The sequence below is a fragment of the Bradyrhizobium sp. CCBAU 51745 genome (genome assembly GCF_028128715.1).
GTDB classification, from domain to species: domain Bacteria; phylum Pseudomonadota; class Alphaproteobacteria; order Rhizobiales; family Xanthobacteraceae; genus Bradyrhizobium; species Bradyrhizobium manausense.
Map to the genome: position 1 here is coordinate 621,988 of NZ_LBJP01000007.1, position 17,477 is coordinate 639,464.

At 63.9% G+C, this 17,477-nt stretch carries 14 protein-coding genes; 4 read left to right on the forward strand and 10 right to left on the reverse strand.

Annotated elements, in window-relative coordinates; genetic code table 11:
• Positions 1–33 precede the first annotated feature (33 nt).
• The 6 genes from XH98_RS10125 to XH98_RS10150 all read right to left on the reverse strand — a co-directional run bounded on the left by XH98_RS10125 (position 34) and on the right by XH98_RS10150 (position 6,318).
• Positions 34–1,710 (reverse strand): methyl-accepting chemotaxis protein, encoded by a 1,677-nt coding sequence (locus XH98_RS10125; RefSeq protein ID WP_271598301.1) that lies wholly within the window; start codon positions 1,708–1,710, stop codon positions 34–36.
• 252 nt (positions 1,711–1,962) lie between these two features.
• Positions 1,963–2,763, reverse strand: a complete 801-nt coding sequence (locus tag XH98_RS10130; protein WP_271618507.1) for a hypothetical protein — start codon at positions 2,761–2,763, stop codon at positions 1,963–1,965.
• A gap of 207 nt (positions 2,764–2,970) precedes the next feature.
• Positions 2,971–3,480: an OsmC family protein gene (locus tag XH98_RS10135; protein ID WP_057750017.1), complete on the reverse strand. Its 510-nt coding sequence runs from the start codon at positions 3,478–3,480 to the stop codon at positions 2,971–2,973.
• Positions 3,481–3,534: 54 nt separating this feature from the next.
• Positions 3,535–4,320, reverse strand: a complete 786-nt coding sequence (locus XH98_RS10140; protein ID WP_271618508.1) for an ABC transporter ATP-binding protein — start codon at positions 4,318–4,320, stop codon at positions 3,535–3,537.
• 4 nt (positions 4,321–4,324) lie between these two features.
• Positions 4,325–5,170 (reverse strand): ABC transporter permease, encoded by an 846-nt coding sequence (locus XH98_RS10145; protein ID WP_271598304.1) that lies wholly within the window; start codon positions 5,168–5,170, stop codon positions 4,325–4,327.
• 176 nt (positions 5,171–5,346) lie between these two features.
• A complete protein-coding gene (locus tag XH98_RS10150) occupies positions 5,347–6,318 on the reverse strand; it encodes an aliphatic sulfonate ABC transporter substrate-binding protein (protein WP_271618509.1) in 972 nt (323 codons plus the stop codon).
• Between the two features lie 189 nt (positions 6,319–6,507).
• Between XH98_RS10150 and XH98_RS10155 the strand changes: the two genes are divergently transcribed.
• Positions 6,508–9,297, forward strand: coding sequence for a [protein-PII] uridylyltransferase (locus XH98_RS10155; RefSeq protein ID WP_271598306.1), 2,790 nt, complete (start codon positions 6,508–6,510; stop codon positions 9,295–9,297).
• A gap of 93 nt (positions 9,298–9,390) precedes the next feature.
• Here XH98_RS10155 and XH98_RS10160 read toward each other — a convergent pair whose 3' ends face one another.
• Complete coding sequence (locus tag XH98_RS10160; protein ID WP_271618510.1) at positions 9,391–9,921, reverse strand: methylated-DNA--[protein]-cysteine S-methyltransferase; 531 nt, start codon at positions 9,919–9,921, stop codon at positions 9,391–9,393.
• Positions 9,922–10,017: 96 nt separating this feature from the next.
• Here XH98_RS10160 and XH98_RS10165 point away from each other — a divergent pair, with 96 nt between their 5' ends.
• Positions 10,018–10,374 carry a DUF1304 domain-containing protein gene (locus XH98_RS10165; RefSeq protein ID WP_271618567.1) on the forward strand — a complete coding sequence of 119 codons (357 nt, stop codon included), beginning with the start codon at positions 10,018–10,020 and terminating at the stop codon, positions 10,372–10,374.
• Between the two features lie 169 nt (positions 10,375–10,543).
• Positions 10,544–11,770, forward strand: a complete 1,227-nt coding sequence (locus XH98_RS10170) for an ABC transporter substrate-binding protein (protein ID WP_271618511.1) — start codon at positions 10,544–10,546, stop codon at positions 11,768–11,770.
• A gap of 56 nt (positions 11,771–11,826) precedes the next feature.
• Here the strand turns inward: XH98_RS10170 and XH98_RS10175 are convergent, their stop codons facing one another.
• Positions 11,827–12,252: a DUF1330 domain-containing protein gene (locus XH98_RS10175; RefSeq protein WP_057750037.1), complete on the reverse strand. Its 426-nt coding sequence runs from the start codon at positions 12,250–12,252 to the stop codon at positions 11,827–11,829.
• 166 nt (positions 12,253–12,418) lie between these two features.
• Here XH98_RS10175 and XH98_RS10180 point away from each other — a divergent pair, with 166 nt between their 5' ends.
• Positions 12,419–14,626: a transglycosylase domain-containing protein gene (locus XH98_RS10180; protein ID WP_271618512.1), complete on the forward strand. Its 2,208-nt coding sequence runs from the start codon at positions 12,419–12,421 to the stop codon at positions 14,624–14,626.
• A 261-nt stretch (positions 14,627–14,887) separates the two neighbouring features.
• Here the strand turns inward: XH98_RS10180 and XH98_RS10185 are convergent, their stop codons facing one another.
• Entirely contained in the window at positions 14,888–15,727 is an 840-nt protein-coding gene (locus XH98_RS10185; RefSeq protein ID WP_271618513.1) for a M48 family metallopeptidase, read from the reverse strand.
• A 333-nt stretch (positions 15,728–16,060) separates the two neighbouring features.
• On the reverse strand, positions 16,061–17,389 hold the full coding sequence (locus XH98_RS10190) for a polyhydroxyalkanoate depolymerase (RefSeq protein ID WP_271598314.1): 1,329 nt from the start codon (positions 17,387–17,389) through the stop codon (positions 16,061–16,063).
• Positions 17,390–17,477 lie beyond the last annotated feature (88 nt).

Below are 17,477 nucleotides of genomic sequence, written 5' to 3' on the forward strand. Positions count from 1 at the left end.
CGAGGCGCCCCGGAATGACAGCGTGGTTCCGGCCTACGCCCTCGCCGCGATCGCGGCCGCTTCCGCGGCCGCGCGCTGCATGCTGGTCGACATCTCGTTGGTGACCGTGCTCTGCTCCTCGATGGCGGCAGCGGTCGAGGTGACGTATTCGCTGACGTTATTGATCGCCTGCTTGATCGAGCCCAAGGCGCTGACGACGTCGCCGGAGATGCCGTTGAGGCTGCCGATCTCCTGGCCGATCTTGTCGGTCGCCTGCTTGGCCTGGTTGGCGAGGCTCTTCACCTCGGATGCGACCACCGCAAAGCCGCGGCCGGCTTCACCGGCGCGGGCGGATTCGATCGTGGCGTTGAGCGCGAGCAGATTGATCTGGCCGGTGATGTTGTTGATCATCTCGACGATGCCGCTCATCGCCTGCGCGGCTTCGGTGAGGCGCTGGGCCTGCGAGTCGGCCGCGGAGACCTGATCCACCGCGCTCATCGCAGTCTCACGCGACTTGGTCATCGCCTCTGAGATCTCCCGCACCGAGGCGTTGAGTTCCTCCGAGCCGGCGGCGACCGATTCCATCATGCCGCGGACACGCTCGTTGCCCATGCGGACCAGCACCTGCTTGGTGGTGTCGGTGGCATATTTCACGACCTTGAACGGCTTGCCGTTGAGATCGAAGATCGGATTGTAGGAGGCCTGGATGTAGACTTCCTTGCCGCCCTTGCCGATACGCTTGTACTCCCCCGCCTGGTATTCGCCGCGGTTGAGCTTGGCCCAGAATTCGCGGTAGCCGGCGCCGTCGCGCTCGCTGGGCTCGACGAACATGCTGTGATGCTTGCCCTTGATATCGGCCAGCGAATAGCCGAGCGCAGCGAGGAAGTTGGCGTTGGCCGTGATGATCGCGCCGTCCATGTTGAACTCGATCACGGCCTGCGCCTTGTCGATCGCCGCGATCTGCCCGGCGAGATCGGCGCTCTTCAGCTTCTCGGCCGTGATGTCGGTTGCGTATTTGACGACGCCGAAGGGCTTGCCATTCTCGTCGAACATCGGATTGTAGGAAGCGAGAATCCAGACCTCGCGGCCGCCCTTGCCGATCCGCTTGTATTCCCCCGCCTGGTATTCGCCGCGGTTGAGCTTGGCCCAGAATTCGCGATAGGCGGCGCCATTGCGGTCAGCCTCAGGCATGAACATGCTATGATGCTTGCCCTGGATCTCGGCGAGCGAATAGCCGAGCGCCTTGCAGAAATTCTCGTTGGCGGTGACGACGGTGCCGTCGAGCTTGAACTCGATCACGGCCTGGGCACGGCTGCTGGCAGCGATCTTCGAGGCGTCCGTCATACTCCGGACCTTCTTCTCGGTGATGTCGGTCGCGATCTTGGCGACCATCACCGCCTTGCCGTTGCCGTCGAGCACCGGATTATAGGACGCTTCGATCCAGACCTCGTGGCCGTCCTTCGCGATTCGCCTGAACTCGCGCGCCTGATATTCGCCACGGTTCAGTGCGGCCCAGAACGCCTTGTACTCGGCGGTGTCGCGCTGGTCGGCCGGCACGAACATCGAGTGATGCTTGCCCTTGATTTCGTCGAGCCGATAGCCGAGGGCATCAAGGAAATTCTTGTTGGCCGTGATGATCGTTCCATCAAGGTTGAATTCGATCATCGCCTGCGAGCGGCCGATGGCATCAAGCCGCGCCTGTGCATCACTTTGGGACTTGCGACCGAACATCCGAACGTCTCCTCGATGAGAAATTGTTTTGCATGACGTAGGCAGCATTGCCTTCACGCCCGAAAATTTTCGGCGCGCACGTCACTCGGGTGTATTGGAACAACGGGCCCGTATTGAACGTGGGCGCCTCAACAGCCGATGAGTATATTTGCCGGCAAAGCGCAAAGATTAAATTAACGACGCTATCGAAAACGCGCGGCCTAGCACCGCAGAACTACCGGCCGATCCCGGCAAAAAATCCGTGCGGAATGCTTACGCTTCAATGCGCCGTCTTCGCCGCCCATTCCACCACAGTGTCAGGTTCCACGTCACGCAGGTTGCAAGCGCCAGACAAAGACCAACCAGCGATCCAACTTGCACGACCGCAACGTGCATCACTGCAATCGCGGTTCCAAATCCGAGCAGACCCCAGGCGGAACTCGCAAGCACGGCGGCGGTCGCCGGGCCGCCGATGCGGGGATGCAGGATCACCATCATGCTGGAGAACACCACGGGGAACAGCGCAATGATGCCGCTGATGCGAGGGCCGACCCAATTCGACGTCGAGACGACGATGGCAACGAGGGTCGCGACCAGCGCGGCCCGCATCGGGATGTCGTACCAGCGACGCGTCACCAGCGGCATCTTCACGTGGCGATAGCCTGAGAGCAGTGGAATGCAGATGCCGAAGGCAACGAGGTTCGCGGCAAGGCCGGCGGTGAGCGTCCAGTCGAACAGGCGGATAACGGAGGCGATCGCGATCCAGACCGCGAACGCGCTGCAGCAACTGACCGCCATGCTGTGCCGCTGCGCCAGCACGACATAGGTAAGCCCCATGAAGATCGTCGCGGCGTTGACCGGCAGGCTCGACAGCGCACCCTGCGCGATGAAGGCGGCGTCATGATCGATGGCGAGGAAGACGTAGGAGGGCCCGGCGGAAACCGGCAGCGTCGCCACCAGCGCTCCAATCGCGGGCCCCGAGCGCTCGGTGATGACAGACGCCGACACGACGAAGGCGGCCGCGATTGCCATGCGCAGGAAGAGGAAGAGGACAAAGTGGAGGTCGAGGGGCATTTAACGCGGGATATTTATTGTTGAAAACCTTATCCGCGGGTTCGTTCACCTCTCCCGGAGGGAGAGGTCGATTTGCGCAGCAAGTCGGGTGAGGGCGTCAGGTCCCACGATAGAGCAGAGCCCCTCACCCGCGCCGGAGCCTGTCATCGGGCGCGCCTTCGGCGCGACCCGGTGGGCGCGACCTCTCCCCATGGGAGAGGTGGGCAATCACATCCGCTGCATCGACACCGAAACTTTCGGGCCGTTCTTGATGGTCTGATAGACCACGCAATAGCGCTCGGTGAGCTTGAGCAGGAGATCGAGCTTGTCTTGCGGTGCCGGCGTGTCGACCTCGAAACGGAGGCGGATCTCGGCGAAGCCGACCGGGGTCTCCTTGTCGACGCCGAGCGTGCCGCGGAAATCCAGATCGCCTTCGGCATAGACGTTGCCGGTCTTCAAGGGCACCTCGAGCGCAGTCGCGACCGATTTCAACGTGACGCCGGCACAGGCAACCAGGGCTTCCAGCAGCATGTCGCCGGAGCAGAGCTCGAGGCCGGAGCCGCCAGTGGCGGGATGCAGGCCTGCGACTGCGAGCGCGCGGCCGGTCTCGACCTTGCAGGCGATGCCTTCGCTGTCGGTGGAGCCCTTGGCCTTGAGCGTGATCAGCGCGGCCTTGGGATCGGTCTTGTAGCGCTCCTTGATCGGGGCCTGCATCTGGCGCAGTTCGGCGGCGTCCATTTTGTTCTCTCCCGGGACAATTGCTCCTTGATGTACCGGCTCGAGGCGAAGATGTCACCACCACATGGCCTGACCGGGACCCTGGGTTGCGTCACGGTCGGGCACGTTGCGGTCGAGCGAACGGTCGAGTGACGTCAGCACGCTTCGCTTGAAAGTCTCGAACAGCGGCGAGTTGCGGTCGCGCGGACGGGTCAGATTGATTTCGATCTGGTCGAACAGCCGTCCCGGCCGCGGCCGCATCACCAGAACGCGATCGGCCAGCACGACGGCCTCGTCGACGTCATGCGTGACGAGGATCAAGGTCGGACGCGTGTCGGCCCAGAGGTCGAGCAGATGATCCTGCAAATCCCGGCGGGTGAAGGCATCAAGCGCGGAGAACGGCTCGTCGAGCAGGAGCACTTCGGGCTGCGGCACCAGCGCCCGCGCAATCGCGACTCGCTGCGCCTGCCCGCCCGAGAGCTCGCGCGGCCAGGCCTGCGCCTTGTCGGCGAGGCCAACGCGCTCCAGCGCGCGCGCCACCTTCTCGCGCCGCTCGGACGCCGCGAGATCGGCGATGCCAAAGCCGATATTGTCGGCAACGCTGAGCCAGGGCAGCAGCCGCGGCTCCTGGAAGATGATGCCGATCTTGGCGTGCGGCGAAGCGATCGCCTCGCTGTCGAGCGTCACCGTGCCGGAACTGGCGCGGTCGAGGCCGGCGATGGCGCGGAGCAATGTGGATTTGCCGCAACCGGAGCCGCCGATGATGGCGATGATCTCGCCCTGCCCGATCTCGGCGGAGAAGCGGGCCAGCGCCTCGACACCATTGGGATAGGTCTTGCTGACCCGGTCGAGCGCGAGCATTGCGTTACGCCCCCTTCGTGCGCGAGAAGGCGTCCTGCCAGCGCAGGAACGGCGCCGCGGCGAGCTCGATCAGCCAGTCCGTCAGCTTGCCGAGAATAGCGAATATCACGATGGCGGCGAGGATCTGCGCCGGCTTGCCGAGCTGCTGGCCGTCGAGCAGGAGATAGCCGAGGCCTTCGGAGGCGCCGATCAATTCGGCGGCGACCACGAACATCCAGCCGAGACCAAGGCCAACACGCAAGGATACGACATAGGCCGGCAGCACGGCAGGCAGCAGGATGCGGCGGATCATCGCAAAGCCGGAGAGGCGGAAGGTGCGGCCGACCTCGACGATCTTGCGATCGACCGAGAGGATCGCGCCCATCACGCCGAGATAGACCGGGAAGAACACGCCGGCCGCGATCAGCGCGATCTTCGAGGTCTCGAAGATGCCGAGCCACAGGATGAACAGCGGCACCCAGGCGAGCGAGGGAATCGCGCGCAGCGCCTGCACGGTCGGATCGAGCAGCCGCCGCGCCAGCGACCAATAGCCGGAAATCGCACCCAGCAACGTGCCCGCGACCACGCCGAAGGCGAAGCCGAGCCCGACCCGCCACAGCGTCGCGGCGATGTGGCGGAGCAGCTCGCCGGACCGGGCAAGATCCGCAATGGCGGCGAACACCCGCGAGGGCGGCGGCACCAGCCGGCCATTGGACCAGCCGAGCCAGACGACAAGCTCCCAGCCGAGGGCGAGCGTCACCGGCAGCAGCAGGCCCAGCACCGGCCGCGCATAGCGCGACAACCGCGACGGCGCGACGGCGTTTTCGGCCGGTTCCGATGATTGCTGCAGCACTGGCGCGTCGGAGATCATGGCCGGTAGCAAGCGCGTCTGGTCGGGGAATGCAACACCACTCTTGCGGCGGCCTCGCCTGCCGTTCCTCTCGCTACCTCTGTAGCCCGGATGGAGCGAAGCGCAATCCGGGAATCGAGCCGCGGATAGAGTGGTCCCGGATTTCGCTGCGCTCCATTAGGGCTACGAGATCGCGATCAATTCGTCGGCAGCGGGACCTGGTCGTCAATGAGCGCATCCAGCGTCGCCTTCACGTCGACCTTGGCATCGACAACGCCGGCCTGTTGCAGCGCGAGGCCGGCAGCGAGGATCGATTCGCGCTGGGGCACGCCGATGCGGCTGTGGGTCAGCTCGGTACGCTCCTTGAGCTGCTTGTCGACGACGGCCTCGGGAAGCTTCGTCACGGCGATGAAGGTCTTCTTCAGTTCGTCGTAATTCGCCAGCGAATATTTGCGCGCCTCTTCGTAGGTTGCGAGCACGCGGCGGGCGATGTCCGGATAGTCCTTCAAGAACTGCTCGCGCACATTGAGGATGCCCCAGGTGTTGGCGTCGGCCTTGCGATAGAACAGCTTTGCGCCTTCCTCGATCTCGGCCTGTGCCATCATCGGATCGAGACCGGCCCAGGCATCGACGTCGCCGCGGATCAGCGCGGTCTTGCCGTCGGCGTGCTGGAGCAGCACCGGCGTGATGTCCTTCTCAGTCAGCCCCGCGCCCAGCAGCGCGCGCACCAGGAAGATGTGCGGATCGGTGCCGCGCGTCACCGCGACGCGCTTGCCCTTGAGATCGGCAACGCTTGCAATCTTGGAATCCTTTGATGCGACCAGCGCCGTCCACTCAGGACGCGAGTAGACGTAGATCGACTTGATCGGGTTGCCGTTGATGCGCGCGACCAGCGCAGCCGAGCCCGCGGTCGAGCCGAAATCGATCGAGCCGGCGTTGAGGAACTCAAGCGCCTTGTTGGAGCCGGCCGACTGCACCCAGGTGATGGTGATGCCGTCCTTGGCGAACTCCTTCTCCAGCAGTCCCTTCTGCTTCAGCACCAGCGACACCGGATTGTAGGTCGCCCAGTCGATGCGGATTTCCTTGAGCGGGTCGGCCGCCCGCGCCGCGGGGGCCACGGCGAGCGCAACGGCTCCCGCCAGCAAGATACGTCGTGTGATGTCAGCCATGCCCAGGATCCTCAAAAACTTCATTGTTTTTCAATGAGTTATGTCTGGAGGTCAACGAGAAAATCCCACCCTCGAAGGCGCGGGACTTGAGAACAATTTTGCGCGACGTCGGCGATTTCCAGCATGGAATGACTATTGCTGGCGAATGGCTGATGACAGCGCCTGCCGCCTCTTATATCCGGTGGAGACATGGATAGCGTTGCGACCGAGCATAAGCCAGAGCTGGATGACCGTTTCGACACTGCGCGGATCACCGCTGCAGTGGATGCGCTTGCCGAAAAGCATCAGGGGCGCGAGGACGCGTTCCGCACCGCGGTCGCGCAATTGCTCAAGGCGGAACTGATCGCCGCGCGCGCTGCAGCACAAGCGATCCTGCTCAAGGACCGGCACGGCCGCCGCTGCGCCGAGCGGCTGTGCCACGTGCAGGACGAGATCATCCGCATCCTCTACTCGGCCGCGACGCGTCACCTCTACCGCTCGCCGATCCCGAGCGGCGCCGAACGCATGGCGGTGGTGGCGACCGGCGGCTACGGCCGCGGCCTGATGGCTCCGGAATCGGACATCGATCTGCTCTTCATCCTGCCCTACAAGCAGACTGCCTGGGGCGAGCAGGTGGCTGAGGCCATTCTCTATTGCCTCTGGGACATGGGTCTGAAGGTCGGCCACGCCACGCGCTCGGTCGATGAATCGATCCGCCAGGCGCGCGGCGACATGACCATCCGCACCGCGATCCTGGAGACGCGCTTTCTCACCGGCGACCAGCCGCTCTATAACGAGCTGGTCGAGCGCTTCGACAAGGAAGTGGTGCAGGGCACCGCGTCCGAGTTCGTCACCGCCAAGCTCGCCGAGCGCGAGGAACGCCACCGCCGCGGCGGCCAGTCGCGCTATCTGGTCGAGCCCAACGTCAAGGACGGCAAGGGGGCGCTACGCGACCTGCACACGCTGTTCTGGATCGCCAAATACGTCTATCGCGTCCGCGACACCGACGAGCTGGTCGAACGCGGCGTGTTCGACGCGCAGGAGTATCGCAGCTTCCGCCGCTGCGCCGACTTCCTCTGGTCGGTGCGCTGCAATCTGCATTTCTACTGCGGGCGGCCCGAGGAGCGGCTGTCGTTCGATCTGCAGCGCGAGATCGCGATCAGGCTCGGCTACACCTCGCATCCCGGCATGCAGGATGTCGAGCGCTTCATGAAGCACTACTTCCTGGTCGCCAAGGAAGTCGGCAACCTCACCGCTATCCTCTGCGCCAAGCTCGAGGACCAGCAGGCCAAGCCCGCCCCGGTGCTGAGCCGAATGATGGCACGCTTGCGCCCCACGCAAGTGAAGCGGCGCGTGCCCGACAGCGACGACTTCATCGTCGACAACAACCGGATCAACGTCGCCGCGCCCGACGTCTTCAAGCACGATCCGGTCAATCTGATCCGCATTTTCCGCCTGGCGCAGAAGAACAACCTCGCCTTCCATCCGGACGCGATGCGCGACGTGACGCGCTCGCTCGGCCTGATCAACGCGCAGATGCGCGAGAATCCCGAAGCCAACCGGCTGTTCATGGAGATCCTGACCTCCGACAATGCCGAGATCGTGCTGCGACGGATGAACGAAACCGGCGTGCTCGGTCATTTCATCCGCGCCTTCGGCAAGATCGTCTCGATGATGCAGTTCAACATGTATCATCACTACACGGTGGACGAGCACCTGATCCGTTGCATCGGCTTCCTCCAGGAGATCGAACGCGGCGTCAGCGAAGAGTTCACGCTGGCCAGCGACCTGTTTCGCAAGATCCGGGCCGAGCACCGGCCGGTGATCTACGTCGCGACCCTGCTGCACGACATCGCCAAGGGGCGGCTGGAAGATCATTCGATCGCAGGCGCCAAAGTGGCGCGGCGGCTGTGCCCGCGGCTCGGTTTCAGCGCTGCTGACACCGAGCTCGTGGCCTGGCTGATCGAGGAACATCTGACGATGTCCACGGTGGCGCAGTCGCGCGACCTCTCCGACCGCAAGACCATCGAGAATTTTGCCGCCGTGGTGCAGTCGGTCGAGCAGATGAAGCTGCTTACCATCCTGACCACCGCCGACATCCGCGGCGTCGGCCCCGGCGTGTGGAACGGCTGGAAGGCGCAGCTTTTGCGCTCGCTGTATTACGAGACCGAGCCGGTGCTGACCGGCGGCTTCTCGGAGGTCGACCGCGGCAAGCGCCTCACGGCCGCCTATGCCGAATTCCGCCACGCCTTCGCCGAATGGCCGGCCGACGAGCTCGACGCCTATATCGACCGGCACTATCCGGCCTATTGGCTCAAGGTCGAGCTGCCGCGCAAAATTCGCCACGCGCGCTTCGTGCGATCGAGCGAGCAGGCCGGCCACAAGCTCGCGATCAATGTCGGCTTCGACGAGGTGCGCGGCGTCACCGAGCTCACGATCTTCGCCGCCGACCATCCCTGGCTGCTCTCGATCATCGCCGGCGCCTGTGCCTCCGCCGGCGCCAACATCGTCGACGCGCAGATCTACACCACGACCGATGGCCGCGCGCTGGACACGATCTCCATCTCCAGGGAATACGACCGCGACGAGGACGAAGGCCGGCGCGCCACCCGGATCGGCGAGATGATCGAGGACGTGCTCGAAGGCAAGCTGCGCCTGCCCGAAGTGGTGGCGCGGCGCACCGTGCGCAGCAAGGCGCGGCCCTTCGTGATCGAGCCTGAAGTGACCATCAACAACCAATGGTCAGATCGCTACACGGTGATCGAGGTCTCCGGCCTCGACCGCCCCGGCCTGCTCTACGAGCTGACCACGGCGATCTCGAAGCTCAACCTCAACATCGCCTCGGCCCATGTCGCGACCTTCGGCGAGCGCGCCCGCGACGTGTTCTACGTCACCGATTTGCTGGGCGCGCAAATCAACGCCCCGACTCGCCAGGCTGCGATCAAGAGCGCATTGACCCACGTGATGGCCGGCGACAAGGCGGTTCAGCCGGCGGCGTAATTTTCACGCGTCATTCCGGGGCGATGCGCAGCATCGAACCCGGAATCTCGAGGTTCCGGGTTCGCCCTATGGGCGCCCCGGAACGACTGGGGCCTAAACCTCCACCCCTTCATGCCGCAGCAGCCATCTCTTCCGCTCCAGCCCGCCGCCATATTTCACCAGCGAACCGTCCGCGCCGATCAGGCGATGGCATGGCAGCACCACGCTGATCGGGTTGGAGCCATTGGCGTGGCCGACGGCTCTGATGGCCCTGGGCATCTCGATCTTCGCCGCCAACGCGCCGTAGCTCATCGTGGTGCCCACTGGAATCGTCGCGAGCGCCGTCCAGACCTTTTGCTGGAACGGCGTGCCGGCGATGCGCCAATCAATCCGCATGAGCTGACCGAGGTCACCTTCGAAATATGCTGACAGCGCCGTCTTCATTGCCGCTGGCGCAGGTCGGTCGATCAGCTCCACCGCGCCGTGATGCAAGCGTAGCAGCTCCCGCATGCGATGCTCGTAATCGTCCCAATCGAGCGCGCGCAATGCGCCATCGCTATCCGTGACGAGCAGCGCGATCCCGATCGGCGTCGCGAGCCGATCGAGGCCGAAGCGTTCGGGAGTCCTGGTTGATCGAGCAGGCATTGCGGCACCATCACTTCGAAACACACTTCGCACTTGCCATGCCGGCCGTGCTAACGTCCACCCGAAAGCTGACGCTTTGGGGGGCTCAACTTGATTCTGATCGCCAATGTCCTGGTGGCGCTCGTCGCCGCACTGCACGCCTATTTCCTGATCCTGGAGATGTTTCTCTGGGACAAGCCGCTCGGCTTGAAGACATTTCGCAATACGCCTGACAAAGCCGAGATCACGAAAGTGCTGGCGGCCAATCAGGGACTCTACAACGGCTTCCTGGTCGCTGGCCTGGTCTGGGGGCTGCTGCATGGCAACCCGGCCTTCGCGTTCCAGATCAAAGTGTTCTTCCTGCTCTGCGTGATCGTGGCCGGCGCTTATGGCGCGGCGACCGTCAGCACGCGCATCCTGATCGTGCAGGCGGTGCCGGCCGCGATCGCGCTGGCGGCGTTGTTCCTGGCGTAAGACGCGCCAGACGTAAGGCTCCTGGCCTCGCCTGAGACGCTACGGCGCAGCGAAGCGATCCTTGCGCTGAGGTGAACCTTCCTCCACTATCTTCGGCAGCGATGGCGACCGTTGCAATCGACGGAGAAAGACCATCGGCCGAAAATTCCGTCAGGAGGAACGAACCAACATGAACAATCGCAGAGCCTTCATAACGGCCACGGCGGCGTTTGCCGTCGCAGTCTCGACCAGCCAGGCCTTCGCCCAGAAGAAATACGACACCGGCGCAAGCGACACCGAGATCAAGATCGGCCAGACCGTGCCATTCTCCGGCGCCTATTCCGTCTACGCCAATATCGGCAAGACCCAGGCCGCCTACTTCAAGATGATCAACGATCAGGGCGGCATCAACGGCCGCAAGATCAACCTGATCCAGTATGACGACGCCTATTCGCCGCCGAAGACCGTGGAGCAGGTGCGCAAGCTCGTCGAGGGCGACGAGGTGCTGTTCACCTTCCAGCTGATCGGTACAGCGGCGAACGCCGCCGTGCAGAAATATCTCAACAGCAAGAAGATCCCTCAGCTGCTCGCCTCGACCGGCGCCGCCCGCTTCAACGATCCGCAGAACTATCCCTGGACCATTGCCTACAATCCGAACTACGTGTCCGAGGGACGGATCTACGCAAAATATATTCTCGCCAATCATCCCAATGCCAAGATCGGCGTGCTCTACCAGAACGACGATATGGGCCGCGACTATCTCGCCGGCCTCAAGAGCGGCCTCGGCGACAAGGCCGCCAGCATGATCGTCGGCGAGGTCTCGTACGAGGTGACCGACCCGACCGTCGACTCGCAGGTAGTCAAGCTGAAGTCGATGGGCATCGACCTGTTCTATGACGCCTCGACGCCCAAGTTCGCGGCGCAGGCGATCAAGAAGCTCGCCGACCTCGGCTGGACGCCCGTGCACATCCTCGACATCAACGCGAGTCCGGTGTCGGCGACGCTGAAGCCAGCCGGCCTCGACATCTCCAAAGGTATCATCTCGACCAACTACGGCAAGGATCCGGGCGATCCCCAGTGGAAAGACGATCCGGGCGTGAAGGCCTTCTTCGCCTTTATGGACAAGTATTTCCCGGAAGGTGACAAGCTCAACACCGTCAACACCTATGCCTATTCGGTCGCCGAGTTGCTGGTGCAGGTGCTGAAGCAATGCGGCGACGACCTGACGCGCGAGAACGTCATGAAACAGGCCGCCAACATCAGGGGCTACACGCCGAGCCTGGCGCTGCCCGGCATCAAGATTACCACTGGTGCGAACGACTATCGCGTCAACAAGCAGATGCAGATGATGAAGTTCAACGGCGAGCGTTGGGAGCTGTTCGGACCGATCATCGAGGACAGCGGGCCGTCGGGCTAGGCGAACCGCTCTGAACTGCAATCGGCGGCCTGCGGGCCGCCGATTTTTTGGAGCGTCTATTCCGGTATCTCGCCAAAATTCTTCCCCACCGGCAGCACCGCGTGCCGGATCAAACGCGAATCCTCCACGGCAGCCTGCCTGTGCTTCACCGCTTCGCGATAGACGGGGTCGCGGATCATCTCGACGAAGGCGGCGACGCTGGGGTATTCGGCGATGAAGCAGTGGTCCCAACGCTCCTCTTGCGGGCCGATCAGCATCAGCTCGAACCGGCCCTGCCAGACGATGCGGCCGCCGAGGCGCGTGAACACCGGACCGCTCTCGCGGCCATAGGCCGCATAGGCTTCCGCGCCGCTAGCCTTGCGGCCGTCGGGATAGGCCGCCTCTTTGCGTAAGCGCACCAGATTGAGCATGTGGATCGGGCCGGGGCGGTCGTTCTCCCGGAATTGCGCAAAAATCTCCTTGGTCGGATCGATGTGGCCCATAGGTGTTTCCTCTTCTTGTGCCTTCGATCCTAACGCCCGCGCCCTCGAAGCGGAACTGCGGCAGGCGAATGCCGCACCTCCTAATCACGCGTTAACCTCGGGGTAACCGGGCCTTAAACAGCGACCGCTAGCGTGCGGCGGGGCGGGGTGACCGGGCGTTTTGCGTATGGGGTCGGCAAAGAAAAAGGGTGGGCGGAAGGAGCCGTTGTTCGGCTTGCCCGCGGCGCTTGCCGATCTGCGCCTGACGGCGGCCGATCGCATTCCCGGCGGCGACGACAAGCCGAAGAAATCGGCCGGCAAGCGCAAGGCCGAACCTGACGGCGACGAGCCGCCGCGCGAGCGCAAGGCACCCGCCAAGCGCAGTGGTGCCAAGCGCCGGTCGCGATCATCGATCGGCGCCGGCCTCGGCCGCCTCGTCTATTGGGGCGCCGTGCTGGGCCTCTGGGGTGTGATCGCCGTCATCGGCGTCGTGATCTGGGTCGGCGCCCATCTGCCGCCGATTCAGTCGCTGGAAATTCCAAAACGCCCGCCGACCATCCAGATCGTCGGCATCGACGGCAGCCTGCTGGCGCAGCGCGGCGAGATGGCCGGCGCCAACGTCTCGCTGAAGGATCTGCCGCCCTATCTGCCGAAGGCCTTCATCGCCATCGAGGACCGCCGCTTCTATTCGCATTTCGGCATCGACCCGGTCGGCATCCTGCGCGCCCTCGTCACCAATGTGCTCCATCGTGGCGTGTCGCAGGGCGGCTCGACGCTGACCCAGCAGCTGGCGAAGAATCTGTTCCTGACCCAGGAGCGCACCATGGCGCGCAAGCTGCAGGAGGCGGAGCTCGCGATCTGGCTGGAACGCAAGCATTCCAAGAACGAGATCCTGGAGCTCTATCTCAACCGGGTCTATTTCGGCTCCGGTGCCTACGGCGTCGAAGCCGCCGCGCAGAAATATTTCGGCAAGCCGGCCAGGAACGTCACGATCGCGGAAGCCGCGATGCTGGCCGGGCTGGTCAAATCGCCCTCGCGCCTGGCGCCGAACCGCAATCCGGAAGGCGCGGAGGCGCGCGCTCAGGTCGTGCTGGCGGCGATGGCGGATGCCAAGTTCATCACCGACGCACAGGCGCAGGCCTCGATCGGCCACCCCTCCTACGTCGTGAAGCCCGTTGGCGCCGGAACCGTGAACTACGTCGCCGACTGGATCGGCGAGGTGCTGGACGATCTCGTCGGCCAGATCGACGACAGTATCAAGGTCGAGACCACGATCGATCCGAAACTGCAGGCCTTGGCGGAAACCGCCATCATCGACGAGCTCGCGGCCAAGAGCGTGAAGTTCAATGTCAGCCAGGGCGCGCTGGTGGCGATGACACCTGACGGTGCGGTGCGCGCCATGGTCGGCGGGCGGAACTATTCCGAGAGCCAGTACAATCGCGCGGTGACCGCAAAACGCCAGCCCGGCTCATCCTTCAAGCCGTTCGTCTATCTGACGGCGATGGAGCAGGGGCTGACGCCCGACACCATCCGCCAGGACGCGCCGATCGAGGTCAAGGGCTGGAGACCTGAGAACTACACCCACGAATATTTCGGCCCGGTGACGCTGACGCAGGCGCTGGCGATGTCGCTCAACACCGTCGCCATCCGCCTCGGCCTCGAGGTCGGACCGAAGAACGTGGTGCGCACCGCGCACCGGCTCGGCATCGCCTCCAAACTCGAGCCCAACGCCTCGATCGCGCTCGGCACCTCTGAAGTTTCAGTCGTCGAGCTGGTCGGCGCCTATGCGCCGTTCGCCAATGGCGGCTTCGCGACGACGCCGCATGTGGTGACGCGGATCAGGACGCTCGACGGCAAGCTCCTCTACATGCGCCAGCCCGACGAACATAATCAGGTGATCGAGCCGCGCTACGTCGGCATGATGAACAGTATGATGCGGGAGACGCTGATCTCGGGCACTGCGAAGAAGGCTGAGATCCCCGGCTGGCAGGCGGCCGGCAAGACCGGCACCAGCCAGGATTATCGCGACGCCTGGTTCATCGGCTACACGTCGAACCTCGTCACCGGCGTCTGGCTCGGCAATGACGACAACTCGCCGACCAAGAAGGCAACCGGCGGCGGCCTGCCGGTGGAAGTCTGGACCCGCTTCATGCGCGCGGCGCACGAAGGCGTGCAGGTCGCAGCCCTGCCGCAAAGCAATTGGGGGCCGTCGAACCTGGTGCAGATCTCATCGCAGATATCGCCGCCGACGCAGGCCGCACCCGGAGCTTCATCGGCGCCGGTCAGCAATGGCGGCTACCGCGCGCCGCCGCCGACCCGCGCCAATGTGCGGCCGGAGCCGGCTGCAGGGCTTGATGGCTGGCTGATGGACCGGCTGTTCGGCGGCAACCGGTAGGCCTCAAAACAAAACGCGAAAACAACCCCATGCACAGTAGGCGGGGTGTTGCGGCGTGATGCGGGGTGGGAGTCGCGTCGTCGTTGATACGGCTCTCAAATCAGCGAATGTGGCGCAAGAGGCGCTATGCTCGCCTCAAACACCACTGTCATTCCCCGCGAAGGCGGGGAATCCAGTACGCCGCGGCTTCTCGGTTTAACAACAATCGCCTCTGGAATACTGGATCGCCCGCTTTCGCGGGCGAGGACAGCATTTGCTGAGCTAATCCTCGACCCCGTACCGGTGCAGATCGTTGCCGCAGGTGTCGAGCCACTTCTTGGCGCGCTCCATGGACGGGCAGATCTTGCCGCAGACGCGCCAGAACTTCGCCGAGTGGTTCATCTCGACGAGATGGGCCACTTCATGCGCGGCGAGGTAGTCCAGCACATAGGGCGGAGCGAGGATCAGGCGCCAGGAGAATGACAGCGAGCCGGCCGAGGTGCAGGAGCCCCAGCGGCTGGACTGATCGCGGATCGAGAGCCGCTTCACCTTGACGCCGAGCTCGGCGGCATGGATCTCCGCCGAACGCTGCAGATCCTTGCGCGCCTCGCGCTTGAGGAAGTCGCTGACGCGGCGATCGACATAGTCGAGGCCGCCGGCGACACAGAGAATGCGTTCTCCGCTGTCGCGAATTTCCGGCCAAACCGTGCCGCGGCTGCCTGCGCGATGCACGATGCGATGAGGAACGCCGCGGAGCGGTATCACTGTGCCAGGCTGGAACGGTGCAGCCTTCGGCAGACGACCGAGACGGGCCGCGATCCACGCACCATGACGTTGCGCGAAGTCCTTGGCTTCGACGAGCGTGCCGCGCGGCGGCATCGTGAGGATGGCTTCACGATCACTCGGATGGATTCGAAGCGTGTAACGACGCGCTCGGCGGTGCCTGCGCAGCCGAATCGCAAAGAATTGCGATCCATGGGTGATGACGAGGGTCTTCGGTTCGTGGGGCCGCCGATAGAGGAGTGCGCGTGTGGCCATGTCTGTCAGTCCGGGGAGCAGGAGGTCGCCCGGATTCTGCCATAACCGCCGCCAGGGAAAGCGCTCGGCGCAAAAACAAATCATTTGCCCAATATACAGGGGTCTGGCGTCCGGGAGACCCTACAGACTGGGGTTGGAACCCGCTTTTTTCGCCCCCGCTGGACGCATGCGACACCCCCAAGGGGTGAGGGCCGACTCACTCCTAGATCGCTACCTAAATACCTCGATTCTGGCGGGAACTAGGGCCTCCTGGAGCCCCTCGGCAGGCCCGCAGATTCAGCGGGAAAGCCGAAAAACAGCTGTTTCCGTCCTCATCCTGAGGAGCCCGCGCAGCGGGCGTCTCGAAGGATAGTCGCCGGCGAGATACGGGCCTTCATGGTTCGAGACGCGCGTTCCGCGCACTCACCATGAGGAGCATTATTCGGCCGCAAGCGCCTTCAACGAGCTCGGATTTGCTGCCGAGACCATGAAATCATGGATGCGCGGCATGATTTCCGACTTGAAGCGCGAGCCGTTGAACACGCCGTAATGTCCGACGCCCTTCTGGACGTAATGAACGCGGCGATGATCCGGGATCGAGCTGCACAAGGCGTGTGTCGCTTCGGTCTGGCCGAGACCCGAGATGTCGTCGTTCTCGCCCTCGACCGTCATCAACGCAACGCGCGTTACCTTGGAGGGATCGACGCGCGTTCCACGATGGGTCATCTCGCCCTTCGGCAGCGAGTGCTTCACGAAGACGGTGTCGACCGTTTGCAGGTAATATTCGGCCGAGAGGTCCATCACCGCGAGATATTCGTCATAGAACTCACGATGCTTGTCGACGAGGTCGCCGTCACCCTTCACCAGATGAGCGAAGAGCTGCTTATGGGCGTCCATGTGCCGGTCGAGGTTCATGCTGATGAACCCGTTGAGCTGGAGGAAGCCCGGATAGACGTCGCGCATCATGCCCGGATGCGGGAACGGCACCTTGGTGATGACGTGGTTGCGGAACCAGCCGATGCCGCGCTCCTGCGCGAGATTGTTCACGGCGGTCGGATTGCGGCGCGTATCGATCGGCCCGCCCATCAGCGTCATCGAGGTCGGCACGAAGGGATCGCGCCGCGCTTCCATGATCGAGACCGCGGCCACGACGGGCACGGACGGCTGGCACACCGCCATGACATGGGTGTTGCCACCCAGCACATGCAGCATCTCGATGACGTAGTCGATGTAATCGTCGAGATCGAAGCGGCCTTCGCTGAGCGGCACCATGCGCGCATCGGCCCAATCGGTGATGTAGACCTCATGCCCCGGCAGGAAGGCCTCGACCGTGCCGCGCAGCAGCGTTGCATAGTGGCCGGACATCGGCGCTACGATCAGCACGCGCGGCTGCGGGCTGCGCAACGGGCGGGCGAATTTGCGATCGAAGTAAAGCAGGTTGCAGAACGGCTTTTCCCAGACCGAGCGGACCTCGACGGGGACGCGGATGCCGTTAACCTCGGTGTCGTTGAGGCCCCATTCCGGCTTGCCGTAGCGGCGCGTGGTGCGCTCGAACAATTCGCAGGCCGCGGCGACCGACTTGCCGACTTCGGTGCGCGCCCAGGGATTCAGCGGATTTTGAAACAGCAGCTTGGTTGCGTCGGTGACCGCGCGCGCCGGATTGAGAGAGGCGTGGGCCATCTCGTACATCCAGTACATCGGCGTGGTTAGGACCGGGCTGCCTTCTGCCGCCAGGGGCGGCGCGCCGCCAAACTCACCAATAGGCATATTATAATCCTCTTCGCATCGCAGCATACTGCCGAATGCGCAATATTGCGTCAATCCATGGTTCCGTACATCTACGTGGCCTGAACAG